The 21,116-nt window shown below is 57.6% G+C and carries 22 protein-coding genes, 1 tRNA gene and 1 pseudogene; 15 read left to right on the top strand and 9 right to left on the bottom strand.

The features are described from left to right. Positions 1 to 52: 52 nt before the first annotated feature. Both AC2T9U_RS03485 and pntB read left to right on the top strand, forming a co-directional pair. On the top strand, positions 53 to 1,591 hold the full coding sequence (locus AC2T9U_RS03485) for a Re/Si-specific NAD(P)(+) transhydrogenase subunit alpha (protein ID WP_493696648.1): 1,539 nt from the start codon (positions 53 to 55) through the stop codon (positions 1,589 to 1,591). Continuing rightward, positions 1,588 to 3,000 carry a Re/Si-specific NAD(P)(+) transhydrogenase subunit beta gene (pntB, locus tag AC2T9U_RS03480; RefSeq protein ID WP_493696647.1) on the top strand — a complete coding sequence of 471 codons (1,413 nt, stop codon included), beginning with the start codon at positions 1,588 to 1,590 and terminating at the stop codon, positions 2,998 to 3,000. Before AC2T9U_RS03485 ends, pntB begins: the two co-directional genes overlap by 4 nt. An 8-nt stretch (positions 3,001 to 3,008) precedes the next feature. Here the strand turns inward: pntB and AC2T9U_RS03475 are convergent. Then, positions 3,009 to 4,347: pseudogene (locus AC2T9U_RS03475) on the bottom strand (MFS transporter). A 63-nt stretch (positions 4,348 to 4,410) separates the two neighbouring features. Continuing rightward, the gene (locus AC2T9U_RS03470) at positions 4,411 to 4,872 is read right to left on the bottom strand and encodes a C40 family peptidase (protein ID WP_493696646.1); all 462 of its coding nucleotides are present in this window, start codon (positions 4,870 to 4,872) and stop codon (positions 4,411 to 4,413) included. 192 nt (positions 4,873 to 5,064) lie between these two features. Here AC2T9U_RS03470 and AC2T9U_RS03465 point away from each other — a divergent pair, with 192 nt between their 5' ends. The 5 genes from AC2T9U_RS03465 to AC2T9U_RS03445 all read left to right on the top strand — a co-directional run bounded on the left by AC2T9U_RS03465 (position 5,065) and on the right by AC2T9U_RS03445 (position 9,992). Then, a complete protein-coding gene (locus tag AC2T9U_RS03465) occupies positions 5,065 to 5,187 on the top strand; it encodes a hypothetical protein (RefSeq protein ID WP_493696645.1) in 123 nt (40 codons plus the stop codon). Between the two features lie 492 nt (positions 5,188 to 5,679). Beyond that, positions 5,680 to 6,894, top strand: coding sequence for a dicarboxylate/amino acid:cation symporter (locus tag AC2T9U_RS03460; RefSeq protein ID WP_493696644.1), 1,215 nt, complete (start codon positions 5,680 to 5,682; stop codon positions 6,892 to 6,894). 178 nt (positions 6,895 to 7,072) lie between these two features. After that, entirely contained in the window at positions 7,073 to 7,882 is an 810-nt protein-coding gene (locus tag AC2T9U_RS03455; RefSeq protein WP_493696643.1) for an SGNH/GDSL hydrolase family protein, read from the top strand. Between the two features lie 290 nt (positions 7,883 to 8,172). Next, a complete protein-coding gene (locus AC2T9U_RS03450) occupies positions 8,173 to 8,955 on the top strand; it encodes an alpha/beta hydrolase-fold protein (RefSeq protein WP_208303708.1) in 783 nt (260 codons plus the stop codon). 125 nt (positions 8,956 to 9,080) lie between these two features. Next, positions 9,081 to 9,992: an SGNH/GDSL hydrolase family protein gene (locus AC2T9U_RS03445; RefSeq protein WP_493696642.1), complete on the top strand. Its 912-nt coding sequence runs from the start codon at positions 9,081 to 9,083 to the stop codon at positions 9,990 to 9,992. An 83-nt stretch (positions 9,993 to 10,075) separates the two neighbouring features. Here AC2T9U_RS03445 and rpmF read toward each other — a convergent pair whose 3' ends face one another. The 3 genes from rpmF to AC2T9U_RS03430 form a co-directional block, all read right to left on the bottom strand. Continuing rightward, complete coding sequence (gene rpmF / locus AC2T9U_RS03440) at positions 10,076 to 10,237, bottom strand: 50S ribosomal protein L32 (RefSeq protein ID WP_034400420.1); 162 nt, start codon at positions 10,235 to 10,237, stop codon at positions 10,076 to 10,078. Positions 10,238 to 10,304: 67 nt separating this feature from the next. Further along, a complete protein-coding gene (locus AC2T9U_RS03435) occupies positions 10,305 to 11,372 on the bottom strand; it encodes a CobW family GTP-binding protein (protein ID WP_493696641.1) in 1,068 nt (355 codons plus the stop codon). Beyond that, on the bottom strand, positions 11,369 to 11,638 hold the full coding sequence (locus tag AC2T9U_RS03430) for a type B 50S ribosomal protein L31 (RefSeq protein WP_028326580.1): 270 nt from the start codon (positions 11,636 to 11,638) through the stop codon (positions 11,369 to 11,371). Before AC2T9U_RS03430 ends, AC2T9U_RS03435 begins: the two co-directional genes overlap by 4 nt. A gap of 54 nt (positions 11,639 to 11,692) precedes the next feature. Between AC2T9U_RS03430 and rpmB the strand changes: the two genes are divergently transcribed. From rpmB to ykgO, 4 genes are read left to right on the top strand one after another with little or no spacing between them, the layout of a single operon-like run. Next, positions 11,693 to 11,929 carry a 50S ribosomal protein L28 gene (gene rpmB, locus AC2T9U_RS03425; RefSeq protein ID WP_028326581.1) on the top strand — a complete coding sequence of 79 codons (237 nt, stop codon included), beginning with the start codon at positions 11,693 to 11,695 and terminating at the stop codon, positions 11,927 to 11,929. Then, the gene (rpmG, locus tag AC2T9U_RS03420; protein WP_028326582.1) at positions 11,929 to 12,096 is read left to right on the top strand and encodes a 50S ribosomal protein L33; all 168 of its coding nucleotides are present in this window, start codon (positions 11,929 to 11,931) and stop codon (positions 12,094 to 12,096) included. The genes rpmB and rpmG overlap by 1 nt, the downstream gene beginning before the upstream one ends. Then, entirely contained in the window at positions 12,096 to 12,401 is a 306-nt protein-coding gene (gene rpsN, locus AC2T9U_RS03415) for a 30S ribosomal protein S14 (protein ID WP_028326583.1), read from the top strand. Before rpmG ends, rpsN begins: the two co-directional genes overlap by 1 nt. A 26-nt stretch (positions 12,402 to 12,427) precedes the next feature. Then, positions 12,428 to 12,550, top strand: a complete 123-nt coding sequence (ykgO, locus tag AC2T9U_RS03410; protein ID WP_028326584.1) for a type B 50S ribosomal protein L36 — start codon at positions 12,428 to 12,430, stop codon at positions 12,548 to 12,550. A gap of 695 nt (positions 12,551 to 13,245) precedes the next feature. Here the strand turns inward: ykgO and AC2T9U_RS03405 are convergent. After that, positions 13,246 to 13,329: transfer RNA gene (locus AC2T9U_RS03405), tRNA-Tyr, on the bottom strand. 167 nt (positions 13,330 to 13,496) lie between these two features. Here AC2T9U_RS03405 and AC2T9U_RS03400 point away from each other — a divergent pair. Beyond that, positions 13,497 to 13,991 carry a YajQ family cyclic di-GMP-binding protein gene (locus AC2T9U_RS03400; protein WP_028326585.1) on the top strand — a complete coding sequence of 165 codons (495 nt, stop codon included), beginning with the start codon at positions 13,497 to 13,499 and terminating at the stop codon, positions 13,989 to 13,991. A 9-nt stretch (positions 13,992 to 14,000) separates the two neighbouring features. After that, positions 14,001 to 15,020 (top strand): asparaginase, encoded by a 1,020-nt coding sequence (locus AC2T9U_RS03395; protein ID WP_493696640.1) that lies wholly within the window; start codon positions 14,001 to 14,003, stop codon positions 15,018 to 15,020. A 7-nt stretch (positions 15,021 to 15,027) separates the two neighbouring features. On the opposite strand, the gene htpX is transcribed toward AC2T9U_RS03395, so the two are convergent. After that, positions 15,028 to 15,888, bottom strand: a complete 861-nt coding sequence (htpX, locus tag AC2T9U_RS03390; RefSeq protein ID WP_028326586.1) for a zinc metalloprotease HtpX — start codon at positions 15,886 to 15,888, stop codon at positions 15,028 to 15,030. Between the two features lie 242 nt (positions 15,889 to 16,130). Here htpX and AC2T9U_RS03385 point away from each other — a divergent pair, with 242 nt between their 5' ends. Continuing rightward, positions 16,131 to 18,044: a 2-oxoacid:acceptor oxidoreductase subunit alpha gene (locus AC2T9U_RS03385; RefSeq protein ID WP_493696919.1), complete on the top strand. Its 1,914-nt coding sequence runs from the start codon at positions 16,131 to 16,133 to the stop codon at positions 18,042 to 18,044. A 19-nt stretch (positions 18,045 to 18,063) separates the two neighbouring features. After that, positions 18,064 to 19,137 (top strand): 2-oxoacid:ferredoxin oxidoreductase subunit beta, encoded by a 1,074-nt coding sequence (locus tag AC2T9U_RS03380; RefSeq protein WP_493696639.1) that lies wholly within the window; start codon positions 18,064 to 18,066, stop codon positions 19,135 to 19,137. Between the two features lie 93 nt (positions 19,138 to 19,230). On the opposite strand, the gene AC2T9U_RS03375 is transcribed toward AC2T9U_RS03380, so the two are convergent. Continuing rightward, on the bottom strand, positions 19,231 to 20,148 hold the full coding sequence (locus tag AC2T9U_RS03375; protein WP_493696638.1) for a S1 family peptidase: 918 nt from the start codon (positions 20,146 to 20,148) through the stop codon (positions 19,231 to 19,233). 191 nt (positions 20,149 to 20,339) lie between these two features. Next, positions 20,340 to 20,966 carry a TetR/AcrR family transcriptional regulator gene (locus tag AC2T9U_RS03370; RefSeq protein WP_493696637.1) on the bottom strand — a complete coding sequence of 209 codons (627 nt, stop codon included), beginning with the start codon at positions 20,964 to 20,966 and terminating at the stop codon, positions 20,340 to 20,342. Positions 20,967 to 21,116 lie beyond the last annotated feature (150 nt).

The raw sequence follows: 21,116 nt of genomic DNA, 5'->3' as shown, positions 1-21,116 counted from the left end.
CCGGAGACTCCCGGACAGCCACGTCGCGGCAAAAAAGGCGAAGGAGCCACCCGTGCTGATCGGCATACCGCAGGAAACCACCCCCGGCGAAACCCGCGTCGCCGCCACCCCCAGCACCGTCACCACCCTCATCAAACTCGGACACAACGTCATCATCGAATCCGGCGCAGGCGAACGCGCCGACATCTGCGATGACGCCTACCTCGAAGCAGGCGCACACATCGGCGACACCGCCACCACCTGGGCAGCCGACATCATCGCCAAAATCAACCCCCCCAACGACGAAGAACTCGACAACATCCGCGACGGCGCCACCCTCATCAGCCTCCTCAACCCCCGCGCCGACCCCGCCATGGTCGACAAACTCGCCACACGCAACATCACCGCACTAGCCATGGACGCCGTCCCCCGCATCTCCCGCGCACAATCCATAGACGTCCTGTCCTCCATGGCCAATATCGCCGGCTACCGCGCCGTCATCGAAGCCGCACACGAATTCGGCCGCTTCTTCACCGGCCAAGTAACCGCAGCCGGAAAAGTACCCCCCGCCAAAATCCTCATCGCCGGCGCAGGCGTAGCCGGACTCGCCGCCATCGGAACAGCCGGAAGTCTCGGCGCCATTGTCCGAGCCACAGACACTCGCCCCGAAGTCGCCGAACAAGTCCAATCCATGGGCGCTGAATTCGTCGCAGTCAACACCAACGAAGAAACAACCTCCACCGACGGCTACGCACGCGAAACCAGCAGCGCCTACGAAACCGCTGCAGCAGCCATGTACGCCGAACAAGCCAAAGACGTCGACATCATCATCACCACTGCCCTCATCCCCGGCCGCCCAGCACCACGACTCATCACCGCTGACATGGTCAACAGCATGAAACCCGGATCCGTCATCGTCGACATGGCCGCAGCCAACGGGGGCAACGTCGAAGGCGTCATCCCCGGCGAAAAAACCACCACCCCCAACGGCGTCACCATCATCGGGTACACCGACCTGGCCGGGCGCCTCCCCACCCAAGCCTCACAGCTCTACGGCACCAACATCGTCAACCTCCTCAAACTCCTCACCCCCCACAAAGACGGCCACCTCGCCCTCGACATGGAAGACAGCGTCATCCGCGGCATGACAGTCATCCACAACGGCAACCTCATGTGGCCCCCACCCCCCGTCAATATCTCCGCCAACACACCCCCCACCAACACAACCCCCACTCCACCAACACAACCCCCACCAACCCCTAACCCCATACGCCGCTACATCGGCATCGGCGTAGCCTCCGCTCTCTTCCTCGCCCTCGCCGCCTTCACCCCAGCACCCCTGCTATCCCACACGGTCGTATTCGCCCTCGCCGTAGTCATCGGCTTCTACGTCATCGGCAGCGTCCACCACGCCCTCCACACCCCTCTCATGAGCGTCACCAACGCCATCTCCGGAATCATCATCATCGGAGCCATCACCCAAATCACCACAAACAACACACTCATCTCCACCCTGGCCTTCATCGCCGTCCTCGTCGCCAGCATCAACGTATTCGGCGGATTCACCCTCACCCACCGCATGCTCGCCATGTTCCACAAGGACCCATCATGACCGCCACCATGACCCAAGGCGCCTTCATCGTCTCCGGGCTACTGTTCATCCTCGCCCTCGCCGGACTGTCAAAACACGAAACAGCCCGCGCAGGAAACGGCTACGGCATCGCCGGCATGGCCATCGCCCTCATCTTCACCCTCGGCGTCACCATCACCCAAGACGCCCCCACATGGACCATCGCGCTGCTCATCATCGGCATCCTCGCCGGCGCAGCTATCGGTACCGCCCGGGCACTCAAAGTCGAAATGACCCACATGCCCGAACTCATCGCCCTCCTCCACAGCTTCGTCGGACTCGCCGCCACCCTCGTGGGCTACAACTCCTGGATCGAAGCAGGCAACCACATCGCTGCCACCACCAGCGACACACGAGCACTCACACTCATCCACAACGGCGAAGTCTTCATCGGCATCTTCATCGGCGCCCTCACCTTCACCGGCTCCATCGTCGCCTTCCTCAAACTCGCCGCACGCATCAAATCCGCCCCCCTCACCCTCCCCCACCACAACTTCATCAACCTCACAGCACTACTCATCTGCCTCACCCTCATGCTGTGGTTCACCCCCACAGCCCACGCAATACCACTCATCCTCATGACCCTCACCGCCCTCGCCCTGGGCTGGCACCTCGTAGCCAGCATCGGCGGCGGAGACATGCCCGTAGTCGTATCCATGCTCAACAGCTACTCCGGATGGGCAGCAGCAGCCTCCGGATTCATGCTCAACAACGACCTACTCATCATCACCGGCGCCCTCGTCGGCTCCTCCGGCGCCTACCTCTCCTACATCATGTGCAAAGCCATGAACCGATCATTCACCTCCGTCATCCTCGGCGGCTTCGGCTCAGGAGGAACCATCACCAACGACACCAAGGACTACGGAGAACACAGCGAAACCACCGCCGAAGACGTCGCCACCCTCCTCAAAAACGCCAACTCCGTCATCATCACCCCCGGCTACGGCATGGCCGTAGCCCAAGCCCAATACCCCGTAGCCGCCATCACCACCGCACTACGCAACGCCGGAACTAACGTCCGCTTCGGAGTTCACCCCGTCGCCGGACGCCTACCCGGCCACATGAACGTCCTACTCGCCGAAGCCAAAGTCCCCTACGACATCGTCCTCGAAATGGACGAAATCAACGACGACTTCACCAACACCGACGTCGTCCTCGTCATCGGCGCCAACGACACCGTCAACCCCGCAGCCCTCGACGACCCCGAATCCCCCATCGCCGGCATGCCCGTACTACGCGTCTGGGAAGCAAAAAACGTCATCGTTTTCAAACGCTCCATGAACGCCGGATACGCAGGAGTCCAAAACCCTCTCTTTTTCAACAACAACACCGCCATGCTCTTCGGCGACGCCAAAGAACGCGTAGAAGACATCCTGCGCGCCCTCACCTAACCCCCACATCACCCCAACGCCTGAGACCTCATCTCAGGCAACCCCAACGCAGCCACCGCTGCCACCCCAAACGCAACCCCAAACACAACAAACACCAACACATTCCCACCAACACCAAGCAAAAACGGCACCAACAAAGGCGCCACCACCGACGCAAGACGCCCACACCCCGCAGCAGCACCCACCCCCACACCACGAACCGCCGTCGGATACACCTCAGGCGACACGGCGTACAACGCACCCCACGCCCCCAAATTAAAAAACGACAACACCATCCCAAAAACAACAATCAACAACGGCGACGACGCAAAACCAAACACCCCCGCAGCACAAGCCGACCCCACCAAAAACACCACCAACGTCACCCGGCGCCCCCACCACTCAATCAACCACGCCGAAACCGCATACCCCGGCAACTGCGCCAACGTGATCACCAGCGTGTGCTCAAACGACTTCACCAAATCAAAACCCTGCTTAGCCAACAAACTCGGCAACCAAATAAACGCCCCGTAATACGAAAAATTCACCATGAACCACACCACCCACAATGACACCGTCCTCCACCGCAACACCGACGACCAAATCCCTCCCGCCACCTCACCAACAACCTCCACCCCACCAACCGACCCACCACCAGCCCCAGAAACACCCGCAGCCTCCTCAAACCGACGCACCGCAGCCTCAGCCTCATCAACACGCCCAGCCCTCTCAAGAAAACGCACAGACTCTGGCAACCCGAACCGCACCACCACCGCGTACACCGTCGGCACCACACCAAATACCCAGCGCCCACCGCCACCCATCAGGACTCGAGGGAATAACGAAATACGCAATCAAAGCAGCGAAAATCCACCCCACGGCCCAAAAAGATTCCAACGCAACCACCATGCGCCCCCGAATATGCCGAGGGGAATATTCACTGACCAAAGTCGAAGCCACAGGCAACTCCGCCCCCAACCCCAACCCCACCAAAAAACGCAAAGCCATAAGAAGACCGACCCCCGTCGCGAGCGCTGAGGCACCCGTTGCCACCCCATAAACCAAAAGAGTCCCCGCAAACACCTGACGCCGACCAAAACGATCAGCTAGAAGTCCACCCAATGTGGCTCCCACAGCCATACCCACAAACCCAATCGACCCAATCAGCGACAAAGCTCCATCTGACAAGTGCCACTGCTTACCCAGGGCAGCCATGACAAACGAAATAAGCCCCACATCCATGGCATCAAGAGCCCACCCCACACCAGAACCAACCAGCAGTCGCCCATGCATCCACGTGAACGGCAGGACGTCTAAACGCTCAGCACGAGTGCGCCCCACACCTTCGTTCACAACACCAGCGCTCATATCCACTTAACCCTCCATTACGCAGCCCTAGCCGCCACGAACCCCACACATAAACGCCCCCGCTCATCTCGAGGACATTTTTGGTCGCCAAAACTCCAGAATGTTTTTGTTCTTTGCCTGCGGATACGTCCCGTGGATGACGCCTTGAGAACGTGACCTGGCGTCCACGGTTGTGCGCGTACTGGGTTCTTTCACTACAGCCACATGCCCAACCGTCGACGGGCCGAGGTAAGAGTCCCAAAAAATAAGATCACCTGGTTGTTCTGCCCCCTCCCCTACACGCTCACAATTCCCCTGCGCGCACCAATCACGTTGAACATCAGCAGTTCTAGGCATATCTAAACCGACCTGCGCGAACGCAGTACGCGCAAAGCTCGAACAATCCCAGGCTCCAGGACCATTAGCTCCCATGACGTACTCATCGCCCACATGAGAGTCCGCCCACGCCAAAACCACCCCAGCCATTCCAGAGCGGGCCGCAGCCACCGCCTGAACTGGACAATCCGCTCCTGTCAACGTGGCCACAATGTTGCGGGCCTCCCCCATCCGCTGCGCATATCTGTCCGGAAAGGCAGAACGCTGAACCTTTTGTGCAGCAGCACCAGGTTCCAAATTCTGCCAATCTGGACGGTTCGTGGACGGGTGCGGCGGTGGGGCGGCTGCTCCAGTCGGGCATGGTGAGGGTGGGGCCGTCGATGGGTGGGGTGTTCGGGGTGCGTGAAGTTCGGCGCGGAGTTGGTGGATTCGGTAGGTGAGGGGGTGGTGGGGGTTTCGTATCGGCCGGTGATGGTGAGGATGGCTGTGGTGGTGATGGTGGCGCCGGTGAGGGCGGCGATGTAGAACCTGACCCATTGGAACCAGCGGGCTTCGCCGGGTAGGTCGTAGAAGGTGAATTCGACGCGGGTGGCGGCGTCGTCGGTGCGATGCGCATGGGTGTTGGGTTATTGGCCGAAGACGATGGTGAGGAAGCTGCCTACGCTGGATACGAGGAGGGGGGTGATTCCGCCGATGGCGAGGGCTACCCAGAAGGTGCCGATGGCGGCTACGGCGGATTGGCGGCGTGGTTGAGTGTGTCGCTGGTCCAGCCTGTGGTGGCTAGGTTGCTGGGTGGTGTGGTCAGCATGGTGGTGATCATGTGTGGCTTTCTGGGGTGGGTGAGAAGGAGTGGGGCGTGCTTCCTTTCACGCGGTGTTCAATCTTCCACGATCGCAATCGTTTTCCTAGGAAGCTCGGTGTTGTGCCGGTGGATTGTTTGGTTGGGGTGTTGTTTGTGTTCGCCCGGCACGCGAGACCCTTGGGGCAGGTTGGGTGAGTTGGTCTTATCCTCCTGATATGCCTTCACAGGTCTCCAAAAAATTTGGTCTTCTTCCCAGAATTCTTTTCGCTATCGCCTTGGGGATAGCGTGCGGCCAGTTCTTCCCTCATGAGTTGACACGTGTTTTCGTTACTTTTAACGGAGTTTTCGGAAACTTTCTATCTTTCATCATTCCGTTAATTATTGTGGGGCTTATTACTCCTGCTATCTCTGAGCTAGGTAAGGGTGCAGGTAAGTGGCTGGCAGTTACTGCAGCTATCGCATATGTGTCAACGATCTCTTCGGGACTTTTGGGATGGGCCACGAGCACTGTGGTTTTACCGCACCTCTTGGCGGGGCGAAGCGTTTCATCAGTCACGAATCCTGCAGATTCGCTACTTAAGCCATATTTCACGATCGAAATGCCGCCCGTTTTTAATGTCATGACTGCCTTGGTCTTAGCTTTCATGGTAGGTGTCGCCCTTACTGCAATCCGAGGCGACGTATTGTTGCGTGGTTTTTGCGAGCTGCGTGAAATGGTGAACAAGGTAATTTCTGCAGTGGTGATCCCCCTGCTGCCAATTTACATTTTTGGTATTTTTCTCAACATGACAGCCGTGGGTGAAGTTTTTAACGTCATCACGACATTCCTTGGCGTGATCGTGATGGTTTTTGCGCTCACCTGGGTGGTTCTTTTTGTGCAGTATGCGATTGCTGGTTTAGTTGCGCGGCGTAATCCTTTGGTGCTTCTTAAAACTCTTTTACCTGCTTATGTGACGGCTTTGGGGACCTCTTCGTCAGCTGCAACTATTCCTGTGACATTGCGCCAGACTGTCAAAACAGGGGTTTCGGAGCCGGTTGCATCGTTTACTGTCCCGCTGTGCGCGACCATTCATTTGGCAGGCTCGACAGTGAAAATTGTTTCTTTCTCGCTCGCCGTAATGATGCTTTCTGGTAAGACAGTCGACCCATGGCTGTTCCTTGGGTTCATCCTCATGTTGGGTATCACGATGGTTGCAGCTCCTGGTGTACCTGGAGGTGCGATTATGACGGCTGCTGGACTACTGGCGAGCATGCTTGGGTTCACGGATCCGCAGGTGGGGTTGATGATTGCCACGTATATCGCTATCGATTCTTTCGGTACGGCGACAAATGTCACAGGCGATGGCGCACTGGCTACGATCGTGGACAAGCTTGTCTTGAGGGATCAAAAGAAAAAGAAGTCACTGCAGCAGATCCCTGATGCGCCGTAGGAATACTTACGCCGCAAAGAGATTGAGCCTTGCCTGAAGGTCGCCCTCACGTGTGAGGGCGACCTTTCTTTAGCGACGGGTACGCATGCCGATGGGCACAGTAGTCGCGCCTCAATGCCGCCCATCCCGGGAGGAGTCCCTCAGCGCGACAGGAAGACTCCTCGCGTAAGGATTTTCTGTGCTTTCGCGCCGCTCAGGTCCCCTTCACCCTTTCCGGCTGTACCGCTCCGGCCGACTATGTGCCTTCTCGGTCGCTTTAGTGTTTTTAGGAAGTTCGGCTTCCGCCAGTGCTACTAGCGCTTCAGGGCCAGTTTCAGTTATCACTTTTGGCGATTCAGTCCCAAGTGGGGCAGCGTGCCACTGCATTCCTTTTGGTGAGAAGGTCGCAAATTCTATTGCATCAACTCAGGGTAAGAATTACGCATTTAGAAACTATGCGCGTGGCGGCTCCACTTCCGCTGGACTACTGTCAACTTTGAAAACTCCCGAGGTTCGCACTAACACGGCTGGAAGTGATCTTGTTCTTGTCGAGACGGGAGCAAATGATTTTTCTTCATCCAAAGCAGCACAGTGCCGGAATGACATTGCGTCAAAAAACTGCTACGGTCCGCAGCTGCGTGCACTGCGCTCAAATCTTTCCTCCGCCCTTCGCACGATTAAGTCTTTGCAAAAAAACCCTCGCGCTGAAGTCATGACTCTGGGGTATTGGAACGTTTTCCAAGACGGCGCAGTAGGGCGTGCAAAAGGAAATGATTTCGTTGTTGGAAGCGATCGACTCACGCGCGAGGTAAATAAAACTATTCGTTTTGCTGCACGTGATGCTGGCGTATGGTACGTCGACGTTTACACCCCATTTAAGGGCTCTAAAGGGACAAATGACCCGACTTCTTTCCTTGCGGCAGATGGAGATCACCCAAATGGAGATGGGCATCAGGCGCTTGCCGATGCTGTGATCCGCCGTTTGGGGCCTCGTACTTCTCTCGTTTGATGCTGCGACTGCACCTGAAAGGAACCGAAGGGCGAAATATTGCCGTGGGTTTGTGGGGTATCTAGGCTCTACCCATGCTTCGTCTTTCCGGATCCAGGTGCCAGCATCCAGGTACCTCGCGTGCGTCACGGTCGGCTCTTGTTCTACGCGCCGGTGTCGCTTTCGCTTTGGTTGCAGCGCTTGCTGGGTGCGGTGGCGATGACTCTTCCCCCGCGAATCAGGGAAATAAAACTGCTTCGAAACCCACTCCCACGGAGGTCAAGCCACTGGCTTCATGGAGTAAGCAACCGGTGAAGGTTGGACGTGCGGTTGAAACCAAGTACCAAGGCCCCAAGTCTGGTGTGTCATTCAAAGTTCATGTGTGGCTTCCGACGGACTACGACGAGCCTTCTGCGGCTTCGAAGCGTTACCCGGTAGTCGTTGCATTTCCTGGCGGATCTGGCACGACGGGCACGCCATGGTTCACGCATGGGGGTCCCTCAGCGATTGCTGCGGGGGCTCAGTCAGGCAAGTCGAGTCAGTTCATTCTCGTGCAACCGCAGATGCAGATTGACGACGCTCATGACACGGAGTGCACAGACCTTGAAGGGCAACCGCAGGTAGGCACCTTTCTCGGCAAGGATCTTCCTGAGCTGATCAAGCATGATTTCCGTACCTCAACCTCCTCCACCGGCTGGGGCACGACAGGAGTTTCTTCTGGGGGGTACTGCGCAGCTGTCATTGCAATGCATAACCCGAACACTTTCTCCGCAGCTGCGCCACTGGATGGGTATTTCAATATCGATTCCAATCTCGCAGCAGGGAAGACCCCGGCTGCGAAAGCAACTGACCCTATGCACGTGGTGCAGACCGCTCCCCCGAAGGTAGCGATTAAGAGCTGGTATGGCACGGGGGCCAACAACGGGGCTTTGTCGAAGAAAAACAGCACAGACTTCGCTGCCGTAGTTAAGCCTCCTACAACTTTCGAGATGCAAGAGGTGCCCAATGGAGCCCACTCCTGGACTACGTACACCTCGATCTTGCCTGACGTGTTTTCTTGGCTAAGTAGCAAGCTGGATAAGCCTGCAGGTTGATACAGCTTGGGCTGTTCCTATCGGTCATGTCGTCGACATCGCACTGTCGGCGAGGCATATCCTGTACCTGAACGATCACGTATCGTCGGACCGCTCCCGGAGCAGGATGTCGAAGGGAACAGCCCATGAACACACCCGAACCATCTGAGCAGGAAGACTCATCGGGTTCATCTATCTATCGGCGTTTTTTCTTTGTCGTGTTGCTTTGCCTTGCCTGCGCTGTGATCGCTGCCGTCTTTGCGACACAGCAGTGGAATATGTTTAAGCCACGCTCACGTCCTACGAGCGTGCAGGCAACCACTGCTTGGTTCGGTCCCTCTCCCAGCTTCTCAGGCGATAGCAGCACCCCCAGCGCGACTGGCAGCAAGCATCTGTCGATCGTGACTTTGGGAGATTCGGTACCTGCGGGGATGGCATGCGATTGCGATACATATTCGCAGCAGGTGGCCCAAGCCCTCTCGCGGCGCCACAACCGTACTGCAGGGCTAGTGAATCTTGCTCTAGGCGGCGCCCGTAGTTCCGATATCGTTGCCCAACTTGCCACTCCTCAGCCGCGTGCGGACATCACTAATGCGGACCTGGTTTTACTTCAAGTTGGTGCTAATGATTTCAATCCCGAGCAAATCGAAGAATGCGCCAACAATCTCGATCGCTGTTATGGCGCAGACCTAACTCGTCTTCGCCGAAATATCTCATCTTTAACTGAAGAAATATCACGAATAAGTAATTATCGAGCGAAAATTGCTGTTATCGGCTATTGGAATGTGTTCCCGGATGGCAAAGTCGGATCTCACTACGGCGAGGGCTACCTCAGAGCAAGTGATCGACTAACACGCAAGGTCAATGCTGCCCTGCGCGAAGCTGCCGGGAAGAACGGACAGTTTATCGACGCCTACACGCCCATCAAGGGCAAGAACGGCAAAAAAGACCCCACGTCCAAGCTGGCGCCCGATGGGGACCACTTGGATGCTTCGGGACACACTGCACTTGCTAAGGCCGTCTTGGCGGCTCTGGGGCCCTCATTCGCAGCAGGCTGAGTGACCTGACCTCTACTCGCACACGAAAAAGCGTTTTGTCTTAGATGCATGATCTAAGACAAAACGCTTTTTCGTCACCGCACTCAGCGGAGAAGACCGCGCTGTGCTGCCTTGACGAGGTGACGGGGCACCTGAAGCTGCTCGCCGTCGACCTGCACTGCCACCAGGTCAGGAACGCTTGCCTTCCACTGCGACCTGCGGTGACGGGTATTGGAACGAGACATTTTTCGCTTGGGGACTGCCATGGTTTCTTCCTTCGAGAATCAATCAGTTGCGTACTGTGCGGAACCATCTTGCCCGCTTGTTCGGGTTCTAGGCTACGTCGCGCCGTTCTCCAAGCCATGGATCATAGTCGTCCGGGCGCCCTGCCCAACTGTCGAGCCCGGCTGCAAGTTCAGCATCGGTAAGTAGAGCAGCTTCGAACGCGGCTTGCGCTTCGGTGGGGTCACCGTCGACGCCAGTGATAACTAAGCGGGTAACTGGATCGACTCCAGCTTCCTGCCATGTCATGTGCGTGCCGATACTGATCTGCCCTCCAGCGGAATCAAATTGGCAGACTGTCTCCGGGCGAGTGGGTAGCCAAAAAACACCTCGACCACGGCCCGGGGTACCACCAAGACCTTCAAAGTTTTCACGCAACCGATCCGGATGACATGGACGCCATGAAGAAAGCTCTACTGTCCATACTCCGTGAGCATCCGGAACGCCGGATGGAGCAGCTGCCAGAGGGTCTCCTCGATGCTCCACTTCCTCCTGAGGCAGGGGATCCAAAAGACTGGATGCCTGCAGCTCACATACCGGAACAGGGGCTGCGCCCCCTGGGTGCATATGACGAAGAACGGTTTCCTCGGCTTGCGCCACAGGCCCTGCAGTGACGACAACGTCGGCGCACTCAATCTGGCGCGCCAGCACCTCCCCCAAGGCTCGATCATCGTCGGCCCCGAAGCCGAGGTCACGCTCACTGAGCAAGTCGTCGCCACAGAGGTCCCACATCACTTCTTCACCGTCCACTGCGGCTACGACACGTCCGACCTTGCACATCCCCTCTTCAGCAAGCTCAGCCAATGCACGCAAAGCAGGCACTGGTTCAGCACTCAAAGGAAGTGCGAGCACGATCACCTCAGGACGGCGCATGAGGACCTCCCGAATAGCCGGGATGATGTCTTCGCGCAAAGCGCAGCCAAGGCATGCATGCGCCAGGGGGGTGCTGCGGTCATCGATGACACCACTATCGTCAGCGATGACCCGCCGCAAGATCCCCACATCGGGATCGATGTCGTGTCGGACAAGCACCGCGCCTGGGATATCGAGCAGCAACCCACCGGTAACGGTGGAGCGCATAGACTCGTTGACCGCGGCGCAGGTGATGACTGTCGTCATCGACCCTCCTGGCCACCTGCACGTCGCTTGCCGTAACGGCGGTTGAACTTTTCAACACGTCCCTGAGTGTCAAGAACACGGTTACGGCCAGTCCAGAATGGGTGGCTTGCGGAGGAGACGTCGACATCAACGACGGGGTACGTGTTACCGTCCTCCCATTCGATTGTATTCTTAGGTGTAGCGGTCGAGCGGGTAAGGAATGCATACCCCGCGTTGTTGTCACGGAAGACGACGGGGTGATAGTCGGGGTGGATTCCCTGTTTCATGTGATCTCCTGTACCTTAATGCGAACGATTATCATTCCTAGCATAGGAGGTCCCATGAGCGCACGCTGCCAGGTCACGGGCGCAACGCCTCAGTTCGGAAATTCAGTGTCACACAGTCACCGACGCACAAAACGTCGTTTTGACCCGAACATTCAGCGCAAGCGTTACTGGGTGCCCAGTCTCGGACGCCACGTCACGATCAACCTTTCCGCAAAAGCTATCGGCATTGTCGACCGCCGTGGAATCGACGCCGTGGCCGCTGAACTCATCGCGAAAGGAGAACGTATCTAATGGCAAAGAGCAACGAGATTCGACCGATCATCAAGCTCCGCTCCACCGCCGGAACTGGATACACCTACGTCACGCGCAAGAACAAGCGCAATGACCCTGACCGCATGCATCTCACCAAGTACGACCCCATCGTGCGCCGCCACGTGGAATTCAAAGAGGAACGCTGATGGCTAAGAAAAGCAAGATCGCCAAGGATGCGCAGCGCCGCGAAATCGTCGCTCGCTACGCGGACCGCCGCGCTGAACTGAAGCGCACGATCCTCTCGCCGCAGAGCTCACCCGAGGAGGTTTCCGACGCAGTCAAGGCCCTGGCAAAGCTGCCCCGTGACTCCTCCCCCACTCGTTTGCGCAACCGCGACGTGGTCGACGGGCGCCCGCGCTCCGTCTACCGGAAATTCGGCCTCTCCCGCGTCCGCCTGCGCGAAGAAGCCCACGCAGGCAACCTGCCTGGCGTTACGAAATCCAGCTGGTGACAGAAACACCCTTTTAGGAGACTCTCATGAAGGTCCGCGCCTCCATCCGCTCGCTGGCAGCAGCTCCCGGATCCAAGGTGGTTCGCCGCCGTGGCCACCTCTACGTCATCAACAAAGCGAACCCTCGCTTCAAGGCACGCCAGGGCTGAGTAGCAGCCTCGTGGGCACGATAGCGCGAGCCCCGGACCGACAAGACGTCGATCCGGGGCTCAAATAATGTGCACAGGCCCGCCATAAACGCCCCAGGAGCCACCCAGAGGCCCTAAATCCCCTTGTTTGCTCCGTAGGGACTCGATCTACCCACACGGCCTCGGTGAAGCTTTACAGCCCTTGGAAATCAGGCCTACAGCCCACAGCACGTAAACCCGCTTGCCCCCGTGTTGATCCTCCAAGCCCAACGAAGCGATACACGCAGCCCAAAAATTGCCAGATTATCTATTGACTATCGCTGCAAAATGATTCAGTGAGCAATAACACAACTTGCCCATATTTCCTCAGGTTGCCACCACACGAGGAAATACTCAGAGTTCACGAATTCATTTTGACACAATCAGATTCCCCGGTTAACTCGACTCAACGGGACTTTCATTTACTTAGAAAGTTTATTCTTTAACTTCCCGGACTATTTCCCAAGCAAGAATTTCCGTGCAACATAAACCAAAAAGTTGTCGGCTTATTGATTCTCATAACTTTGAGGCACCCATTAGCGGCCACACAGGCATCTCCACCACTGTCCCCTGACCGCTTCAATACCTCGCTTCTGCTGCACTCCAAGAGCCAGAGGGCATACACGAAGAGAGCCAGGTTTAACATTCCGGTTAAACCTGGCTCTCTTCTGCACTCCTGGTGGCTGGTCAAGGATTCGAACCTTGGTAGCTTGCGCGACGGATTTACAGTCCGCTCCCTTTGGCCGCTCGGGCAACCAGCCTTGTCGGTGCGAGTACGACGATAGCAGGACGTTCGTTTCACAGACAAACTGGCACCTCGCCCACCCATTTACCCCCTCCCACTTCCCGTGGGGCACGTTCACCAACCCCCGCACGTTGGCTAACCTCAGCCCTAACAAAGTTTCACTTACCAGCACGAGGAGCCCCCATGGCAGACAGCTCATTCGACATCGTCAGCAAAGTCGACCACCAAGAAGTCGCCAACGCCGTCAACCAAGCCGCCAAAGAAATCTCCCAACGCTACGACTTCAAAAACGTCGACGCCTCCGTCGACCTCTCCGGCGAAACCATCACCATGAAAGCCAACTCCGAAGAGCGCTGCCTCGCCGTCCTTGACGTCCTCCAAACCAAGCTCGTCAAACGCGGAGTCTCCCTCAAATCGCTCGACACTGGTGATGGCACCCCCAAAGCCTCCGGCAAGATCTACCGCCTCGACGGCGCCCTCAAAGACGGCATCAGCCAAGAAAACGCCAAGAAAATTAGCAAACTCATCCGCGACGAATTCGGCAAAACAGTCAAACCCGTCATCCAAGGCGACGAACTACGCGTCAGCTCTAAAAGCCGCGACGACCTCCAAGCCGTCCAACGCATGCTCAAAGAATCCGACCTCGACGTCGCCCTCCAATTCACCAACTACCGCTAACCAAACAACATGAACACCCCCACCCCGCAGGCACGCCCGCGGGTCCTGATCGTGGCGACCGGCGGCACCATCGCCGGCTCGTCGGCCGCCGCGACCGGGCACCGCTACACCGCCGGAATCCTGAACATCACCGACCTCACCAACGCGATCGGCCCCATCGGCAACCACATCAACCTCACCGCCAAACAAGTCTTCTCCATCGACTCCACCGAGATGACACTCGCCGACCGCATCACCATCGCCCACACCATTCACACCGAACTCACCAACGCCACCCACCAAGGCGCCCCCTACAACGGCGTCGTCGTTACACACGGAACCGACACCCTCGAAGACACCGCCTTCTGCCTCCACCACCTCCTGCCCGCACAGACACCCATCGTCATCACCGGAGCCATGCTCCCCGCCGACGCCCCCGGCGCAGACGGCCCTGCCAACCTCACCGACGCCATCACCATTGCCGCCTCACCCCACGCACAGGGATGCGGCACCCTCGTCGCCTTCGCCGGACGCATCCACACCGGCCGTGACGTCACCAAACGCTCCGCCTCCCGCATCGACGCATTCACCTCCGACCACGGCCCCATCGGAGAAACGGTCGGCGGCCATCCCTACCGCCTCACCCCACCCCCCACCCCAACAGGACAATTCCCCATCACCCAACTCCCCCACACCCTGCCCCGCGTCGACGTCGCCATCGGCCTACCTGAAAACGCGCCCACCAACCGAGCCATCATCAACACCGCACCCGATGGACTCATCTACATCGGCCCCGGCAGCGGCAACGTCGACACCGCCAACGCAGACATCCTCGAGCAGGCCAGCAACAACGGCATCAAAATCGTCCGCACCTCCCGCACCGGAGGAGGCATCACAGATCACAACGGCGCCATCAACGACACCGAACACAACTGGATAGCCGGCGCAGGCCACCCCTGGCACAAAGCCCGCATCCTGCTCACCCTCGCCCTAGCCCACAACCCCACAGCAACTACCACCGAACTACAACACCTCTTCAACCACTCCTAACCCACCACTACTGCCCCATACGCCGCGCCATCTGCTGCAAACGACCAATACGATCAGCCATCGGCGGGTGCGTCGAAAACAGCTGACCGATGTCCTCAGCCCTAAACGGACTAGCAATCATCATGTGCGACGAATTCTTCAGCTCCTGCGTCGGCTCCAACGGCGCCAACGACACACCAGTGCTCAACTTATTCAACGCACTAGCCAATGCCATTGGATCCTGAGTCAGTTTCGCCCCATCTTCATCAGCGTCATACTCGCGCGTACGACTAATCGCCATCTGAATCACCGCCGCAGCCACCGGCGCCAACAACGACAACGCCAACAAAGCCAGCGGATTCGGACGGTTCTCCCGATCACCCCCACCAAAAATCATCAACCCCTGCGCCACACTCGTAATCACACCCGCCAACGCACCAGCAACCGACGACGTCAAAATGTCCCGGTTGTACACATGCATCAGCTCATGCCCCAACACCCCTCGCAACTCACGCTCATCCAACAACGCCAAAATTCCCTCCGTGCAACACACCGCCGCATTACGAGGATTACGCCCCGTGGCAAACGCATTCGGCGCCTCCGTCGGAGACACATACAACTCTGGCATCGGCTGCCCAGCCCGCTGCGATAGCTCCCGCACAATCCGATACATCGCCGGCTGATCACTCTCGCTCACCGGATACGCATGCATCGAACGCAGCGCCAACTTCGCACTGTTCCAATACGAATAAAACGTCGTCGCCACCCCCACCAACGCGAACAACCAAATAAAACGACCGCCACCAACAACCGAACCCAACCCAAGTAACACCGCGAAAATCGCGCCGAACAAAACCGCCGTCTTCAAACCGTTGTAATGCGAATGCATGCCGGTGCAACGCCCCACCACACAATCCTGTTCCACCCAACGCATACACCCCCACGTTCCACCGACAACACCCAACCGAGGCCAAGTGGACTAGCGTTAACCCCAAACGCCGTGTCACCACCCGGACCACGCAACGCCGCCACCACACGCACGCGCAGCGCTGCACACACCACCCGGAACGACACGGCACTGCCATGCCCCCACGGGCCCCACACAACATCGAGAGCCTGGTGACATCCCCAATGGCCGAAAAGCAGGTCGAGCAGCGCGAGCACGTCGTCATCCGCTTCGCCGGCGACTCCGGCGACGGCATGCAACTAACCGGTGACCGCTTCACCAACGAAACAGCGCGCCTAGGCAACGACCTGTCCACCCTGCCCAACTTCCCCGCAGAAATCCGCGCCCCCCAAGGCACACTGCCCGGAGTCTCCAGCTACCAACTCCACTTCTCCAGCCAAGACGTCCTCACCCCCGGCGACGCGCCAGACGTCCTTGTCGCAATGAACCCCGCCGCCCTCAAAGCCAACCTCAAAGACATCCCACCTGGCGGCACCCTCATCATCGACTCCGACGAATTCACCAAACGTTCCCTAGCCAAAGTCGGCTACACAACAAATCCTCTCGAAGACGACTCACTCGACCAATGGCAAGTCCACGCCATCCCCCTGACCTCCATCACAGTCGAAGCACTCCGTGACTACGACCTCACCCGCAAAGAAAAAGAACGCAGCAAAAATATGTTTGCGCTTGGCCTGCTTTCCTGGCTATATCAGCGCACCCTCGAAAGCACCACCGCCTTTCTCAAAGCAAAATTCGCTACTAAACCAACCATCCTCGAAGCCAACCTCGCCGCCCTCAAAGCTGGCTGGAACTTCGGCGAAACCACCGAGACCTTCTCCATCCGTTACGAAGTAGCCCCCGCCTCGGCAATCCCTGGCACCTACCGCAACATCACCGGCAACACTGCCACCGCATACGGCCTAGCCCTCGGCGCCCACCGCACCGGACTGCCCCTCGTCCTAGGCTCCTACCCCATTACCCCCGCCTCCGACATCCTCCACGTCCTATCCGGACTCAAACGCTACGGCGTAGCCACCGTTCAAGCAGAAGACGAAATCGCAGGAGCTGGCGTCGCCCTCGGCGCATCCTTCGGCGGACACCTCGGCGTCACCACCACCTCCGGTCCAGGCCTATCCCTCAAATCCGAAACCATCGGCCTAGCTGTCTCCACAGAACTCCCCCTCGTCATCGTCGACGTCCAACGCGGCGGCCCCTCCACCGGCCTGCCCACCAAAACCGAACAAGCGGACCTCCTCCAAGCTATGTACGGCCGCAACGGCGAATCCCCCGTAGCAATCGTCGCCGCTCAAAGCCCCTCCGACTGCTTCGCAGCCGCCGTCGAAACCGTACGCATCGCCACCCAATACCGCACACCCGCAATCCTGCTCACCGACGGCTACCTCGCCAACGGATCCGAGCCCTGGCGCATCCCCGACATTGATGACCTCCCCGACATGACCGTCGAATTCGCCACCGAACCCAACGCCACAGACGCTAAAGGCAACCCCACCTTCCACCCATTCCAACGAGACCCCCATACCCTCGCCCGCCCGTGGGCAATCCCCGGAACCCCCGGCCTAACACACCGAATCGGCGGCATCGAAAAAGCCAACGGCAGCGGCGAAATCAACTACACCCCCGACAACCACGACACGATGGTCCGCCTACGCGCAACCAAAATCGAACGCATCGCCGACACCATCGAAGACCTCACCGTCTATGACCCCAGCGGAAAAGCAGAACTGCTCATCATCGGCTGGGGATCCACCTACGGCCCCATCCGCGCAGCCGTCAACCGCATGCAATCCGAAGGCATGGCCATCGCCCACGCCCACCTACGACACATCAACCCCCTCCCCACCAACACCGGCGACATACTCCGCAGCTACAAACGCGTCATCATGCCCGAAATGAACCTCGGCCAAATGGCTACCATTCTGCGCGCCCGCTACCTCATCGATATCCACTCCCACACTCAAGTCAACGGCCTGCCCTTCACCTCCGCAGACCTCATCGAACACTTCACCCAAGCCCTCGCTGAACTCGGCCAACCCGCAGCCGAATACCGCACCCACCTCAACGACCCCCAGGCCTAACCAGAAAGCAGGTACACACATGAGTATCGATCTGCCCACCCCGGTTCACGGCCTCGCGGGCGTCCCCACTCTCCCCAGCGACGCCCCCAAACCAACCCGCAAGGAATACGCCAGCGACCAAGAAGTCCGCTGGTGCCCCGGATGCGGTGACTACGCCATCCTCGCCGCCCTCCAAGGTTTCCTCCCTGAACTCGGTATCCCCCGAGAAAACATCGCCGTCATTTCCGGGATCGGCTGCTCATCTCGATTCCCCTACTACCTCGATACCTACGGATTTCACTCCATCCACGGCCGTGCCCCCGCTATCGCCACCGGACTAGCCACAGCACGCGAAGACCTCTCCGTCTGGGTCATCACCGGCGACGGTGACGCCCTCTCCATCGGCGGCAACCATCTCATCCACGCAATCCGCCGCAACGTCAACCTCAACATCCTGCTCTTCAACAACCAGATTTACGGACTTACCAAAGGCCAGTACTCCCCCACCTCCAAGCAAGGCCTCATCACTAAATCAAGTCCCGCCGGATGCCTCGACACACCCTTCAATCCTCTCCAACTAGCGATCGGCGCTGGCGCCACCTTCGCCGCACGCAGCATAGACTCAGACCGTAAACATCTCACCGAAACTCTCCGCCAAGCCGCAGCCCACCGAGGCACGTCATTCGTTGAGATCTACCAAAACTGCCCCATCTTCAACGACGGCGCATTCGAATCGCTAAAAGACAATGACGCCAAAGCCGAACGTCTATTACCTCTCGAAGCTGGAAAACCCATCGTCACCCCCGACGGACGCTTCAAAGTAGTCCGCTCCGGCATGGACTACGAAGTGGTTGGCACGCACTCCAGTGACGAAGAAGCAGTCATCCATGACCCCACCGCTGCCAGCCCTACCCATGCATTCGCTCTGGCAGGCCTAGACGACACCGAATTCCGTCACGTTCCCTTCGGGGTTCTACGCAACGTTGACGCTCCCGCATACGACGACCAGGTGCGTGCACAAATCTCCGCAGCGACCACTGCTGCAGGTGGCAAAGCACAGGATAGCGACTTCGCTGCTCTTTTGCGTGGACGCGATTCTTGGATCGTGGAATAAAGCCATAGAAATCCCATTTGGGGGTATTTCCCGCATCTGCGGGAAATACCCCCAAATTTTTATCCCTGTTTAACCGATCATGCTAAGTATGTTTCACTGGGCAGAAGAATCAGGATTAAGTTCTGCTCCTTTATGCAGGGAGCATCCTTTCTTGTTCAAGTCAATCCTTCCGGAGTCAAAGCATCCAACAAGCTCATCCACGCGCTGCCCATACGAGACACCTTGAGCTACTGAAACTTTCCCGGATTCATCAACCTCGCACGGATTGTCGGCCTCACACTTTTTACCACCTTCGTTTTTCGTATTGTGAATTCCGACGATCTCGCCATCTTTATTGAATATAGGAGAACCACTTGTTCCCGGAATAAGACCACACTTCTCACCCGAGTAACGCAAAGACTTTTCCCAGTAATAATTTCCTTCTTTAAGCACGGGGATAAACCCATTGAACCCACAAAGGTAGTTCTTTCCCCACAGTGCAGAAGGAATCGAAAGCTCATCACCTACTTCAGGGGTAGCTTTCGCGAAGGAACGCGGTTTCACCCCTCCCATTTCGAGTTCTTCAAACGTCTTATCGAGCTCATACAAAGCAACATCCGACCTCTTCAATGTCGCATAAAGAAGCTTATTAGTATGGACATCCATTGCATTTGTAATCTTTACGCCTCTGACAATCGTCACAAGATGAGACTCAGGAGCATTGACAACAACCTGATCCCCCGAAGGGGGATTTTCAGCACAATGGGCATTCGTCAAAAAAAGTCCCTTATCGCTCTTTTGCGACGAAGGAAACTTCACAATCGAACCAGAACACTTCATAATCCGGGCTGCACCATCGAAGGCCTCGAGCCTGGAACCCCCCTCAGCGAAAGCTGATGGCGCCCCCGCAACAGCTCCCCCCAGAAGAACCCCAACCATTGCAAACTTAGCGACCCCAAGGCCACCCTTAAGTGTGATCATCATTAAGTTCTTTTCATTAAATTTAAGAAACAAACGAGAGGCAACAGGCACAAAAGAGAGGAATTAATTAACTAAACTCCACTCTCAACAATCGCGAAAATAGTTGAAAAAACAAGCAATTTCCGTATGCAGCAGATGTAGGCATCCTAGCCTCACCTACACGACACCTAAGAAGCCCCCTTACACGAAACGACCTGTCCCGTAGAGCACAGAACAGGCCGCCTCAGCAAGCGTTAGGCTACCTAGCCCCCCACATTCAATGATCCCAAGGCCGTGCCTTCCAAGTGACCCACCACACTATCCAACACGATCCTCACCACCTCATCGATAGCCTCATCATCCCGATCCACCAACCACGAGAACGTCACCCCATCCACCAACGACAAGATAACCCGAGCCAAAGTGCGCGTTGAAAGCTGTTCTGTCCCCTCCAGCTTCAAACCTTCGCTAATGAACCCTTCCAGCACATCCAAATACGTGGTGTAGAGAACACGTGCAACCTCACCGTCAGAACGAATCGACCACGCAGCCAACTCATAACTCAACAGCTGCCGCCCCGGCGCACGACGCATCTGCACCTTATACGCATCAAACGCTTTAAAAACCAGATCACGCATACTCAAGCCCTGGGCGTCACCCTCTTCAATAGCCGCAGCTACCGGGCCAAGAATAGGCGTCGCAAACGACTCCGCGACCCCGGAGAGCAACGCTTCCTTTGAGTTGAAGCAATAGTGCACAACACCCAGAGACACGTTGGCCCGATCGGCGATACGGCGCACGGATGCGGCGGCGAGACCCTCTTCAATAGCAAGGTCGATCGTCGCCTCGATCAACTGCTCACATCGCTGCTCAGCTGGAACACGGGACATAGCTTTCACAATACGGCCAGCACCCGGAACAAATCCCGAGGCCGGACGATCTCTTACTCCCCTCATACTCAGCTCTTATCAAGACCGGATAAACACGTGTCGGGTTTCCGCCAAAATCGGCAACCAGTAATCATCGCCACCACTGCCCTG

The sequence above is a fragment of the Dermatophilus sp. B7861-1 genome (assembly GCF_058996045.1).
The sequence above is the reverse complement of the archived record's forward strand: the minus strand, read 5'-3'. Positions and strand labels throughout refer to the sequence as shown.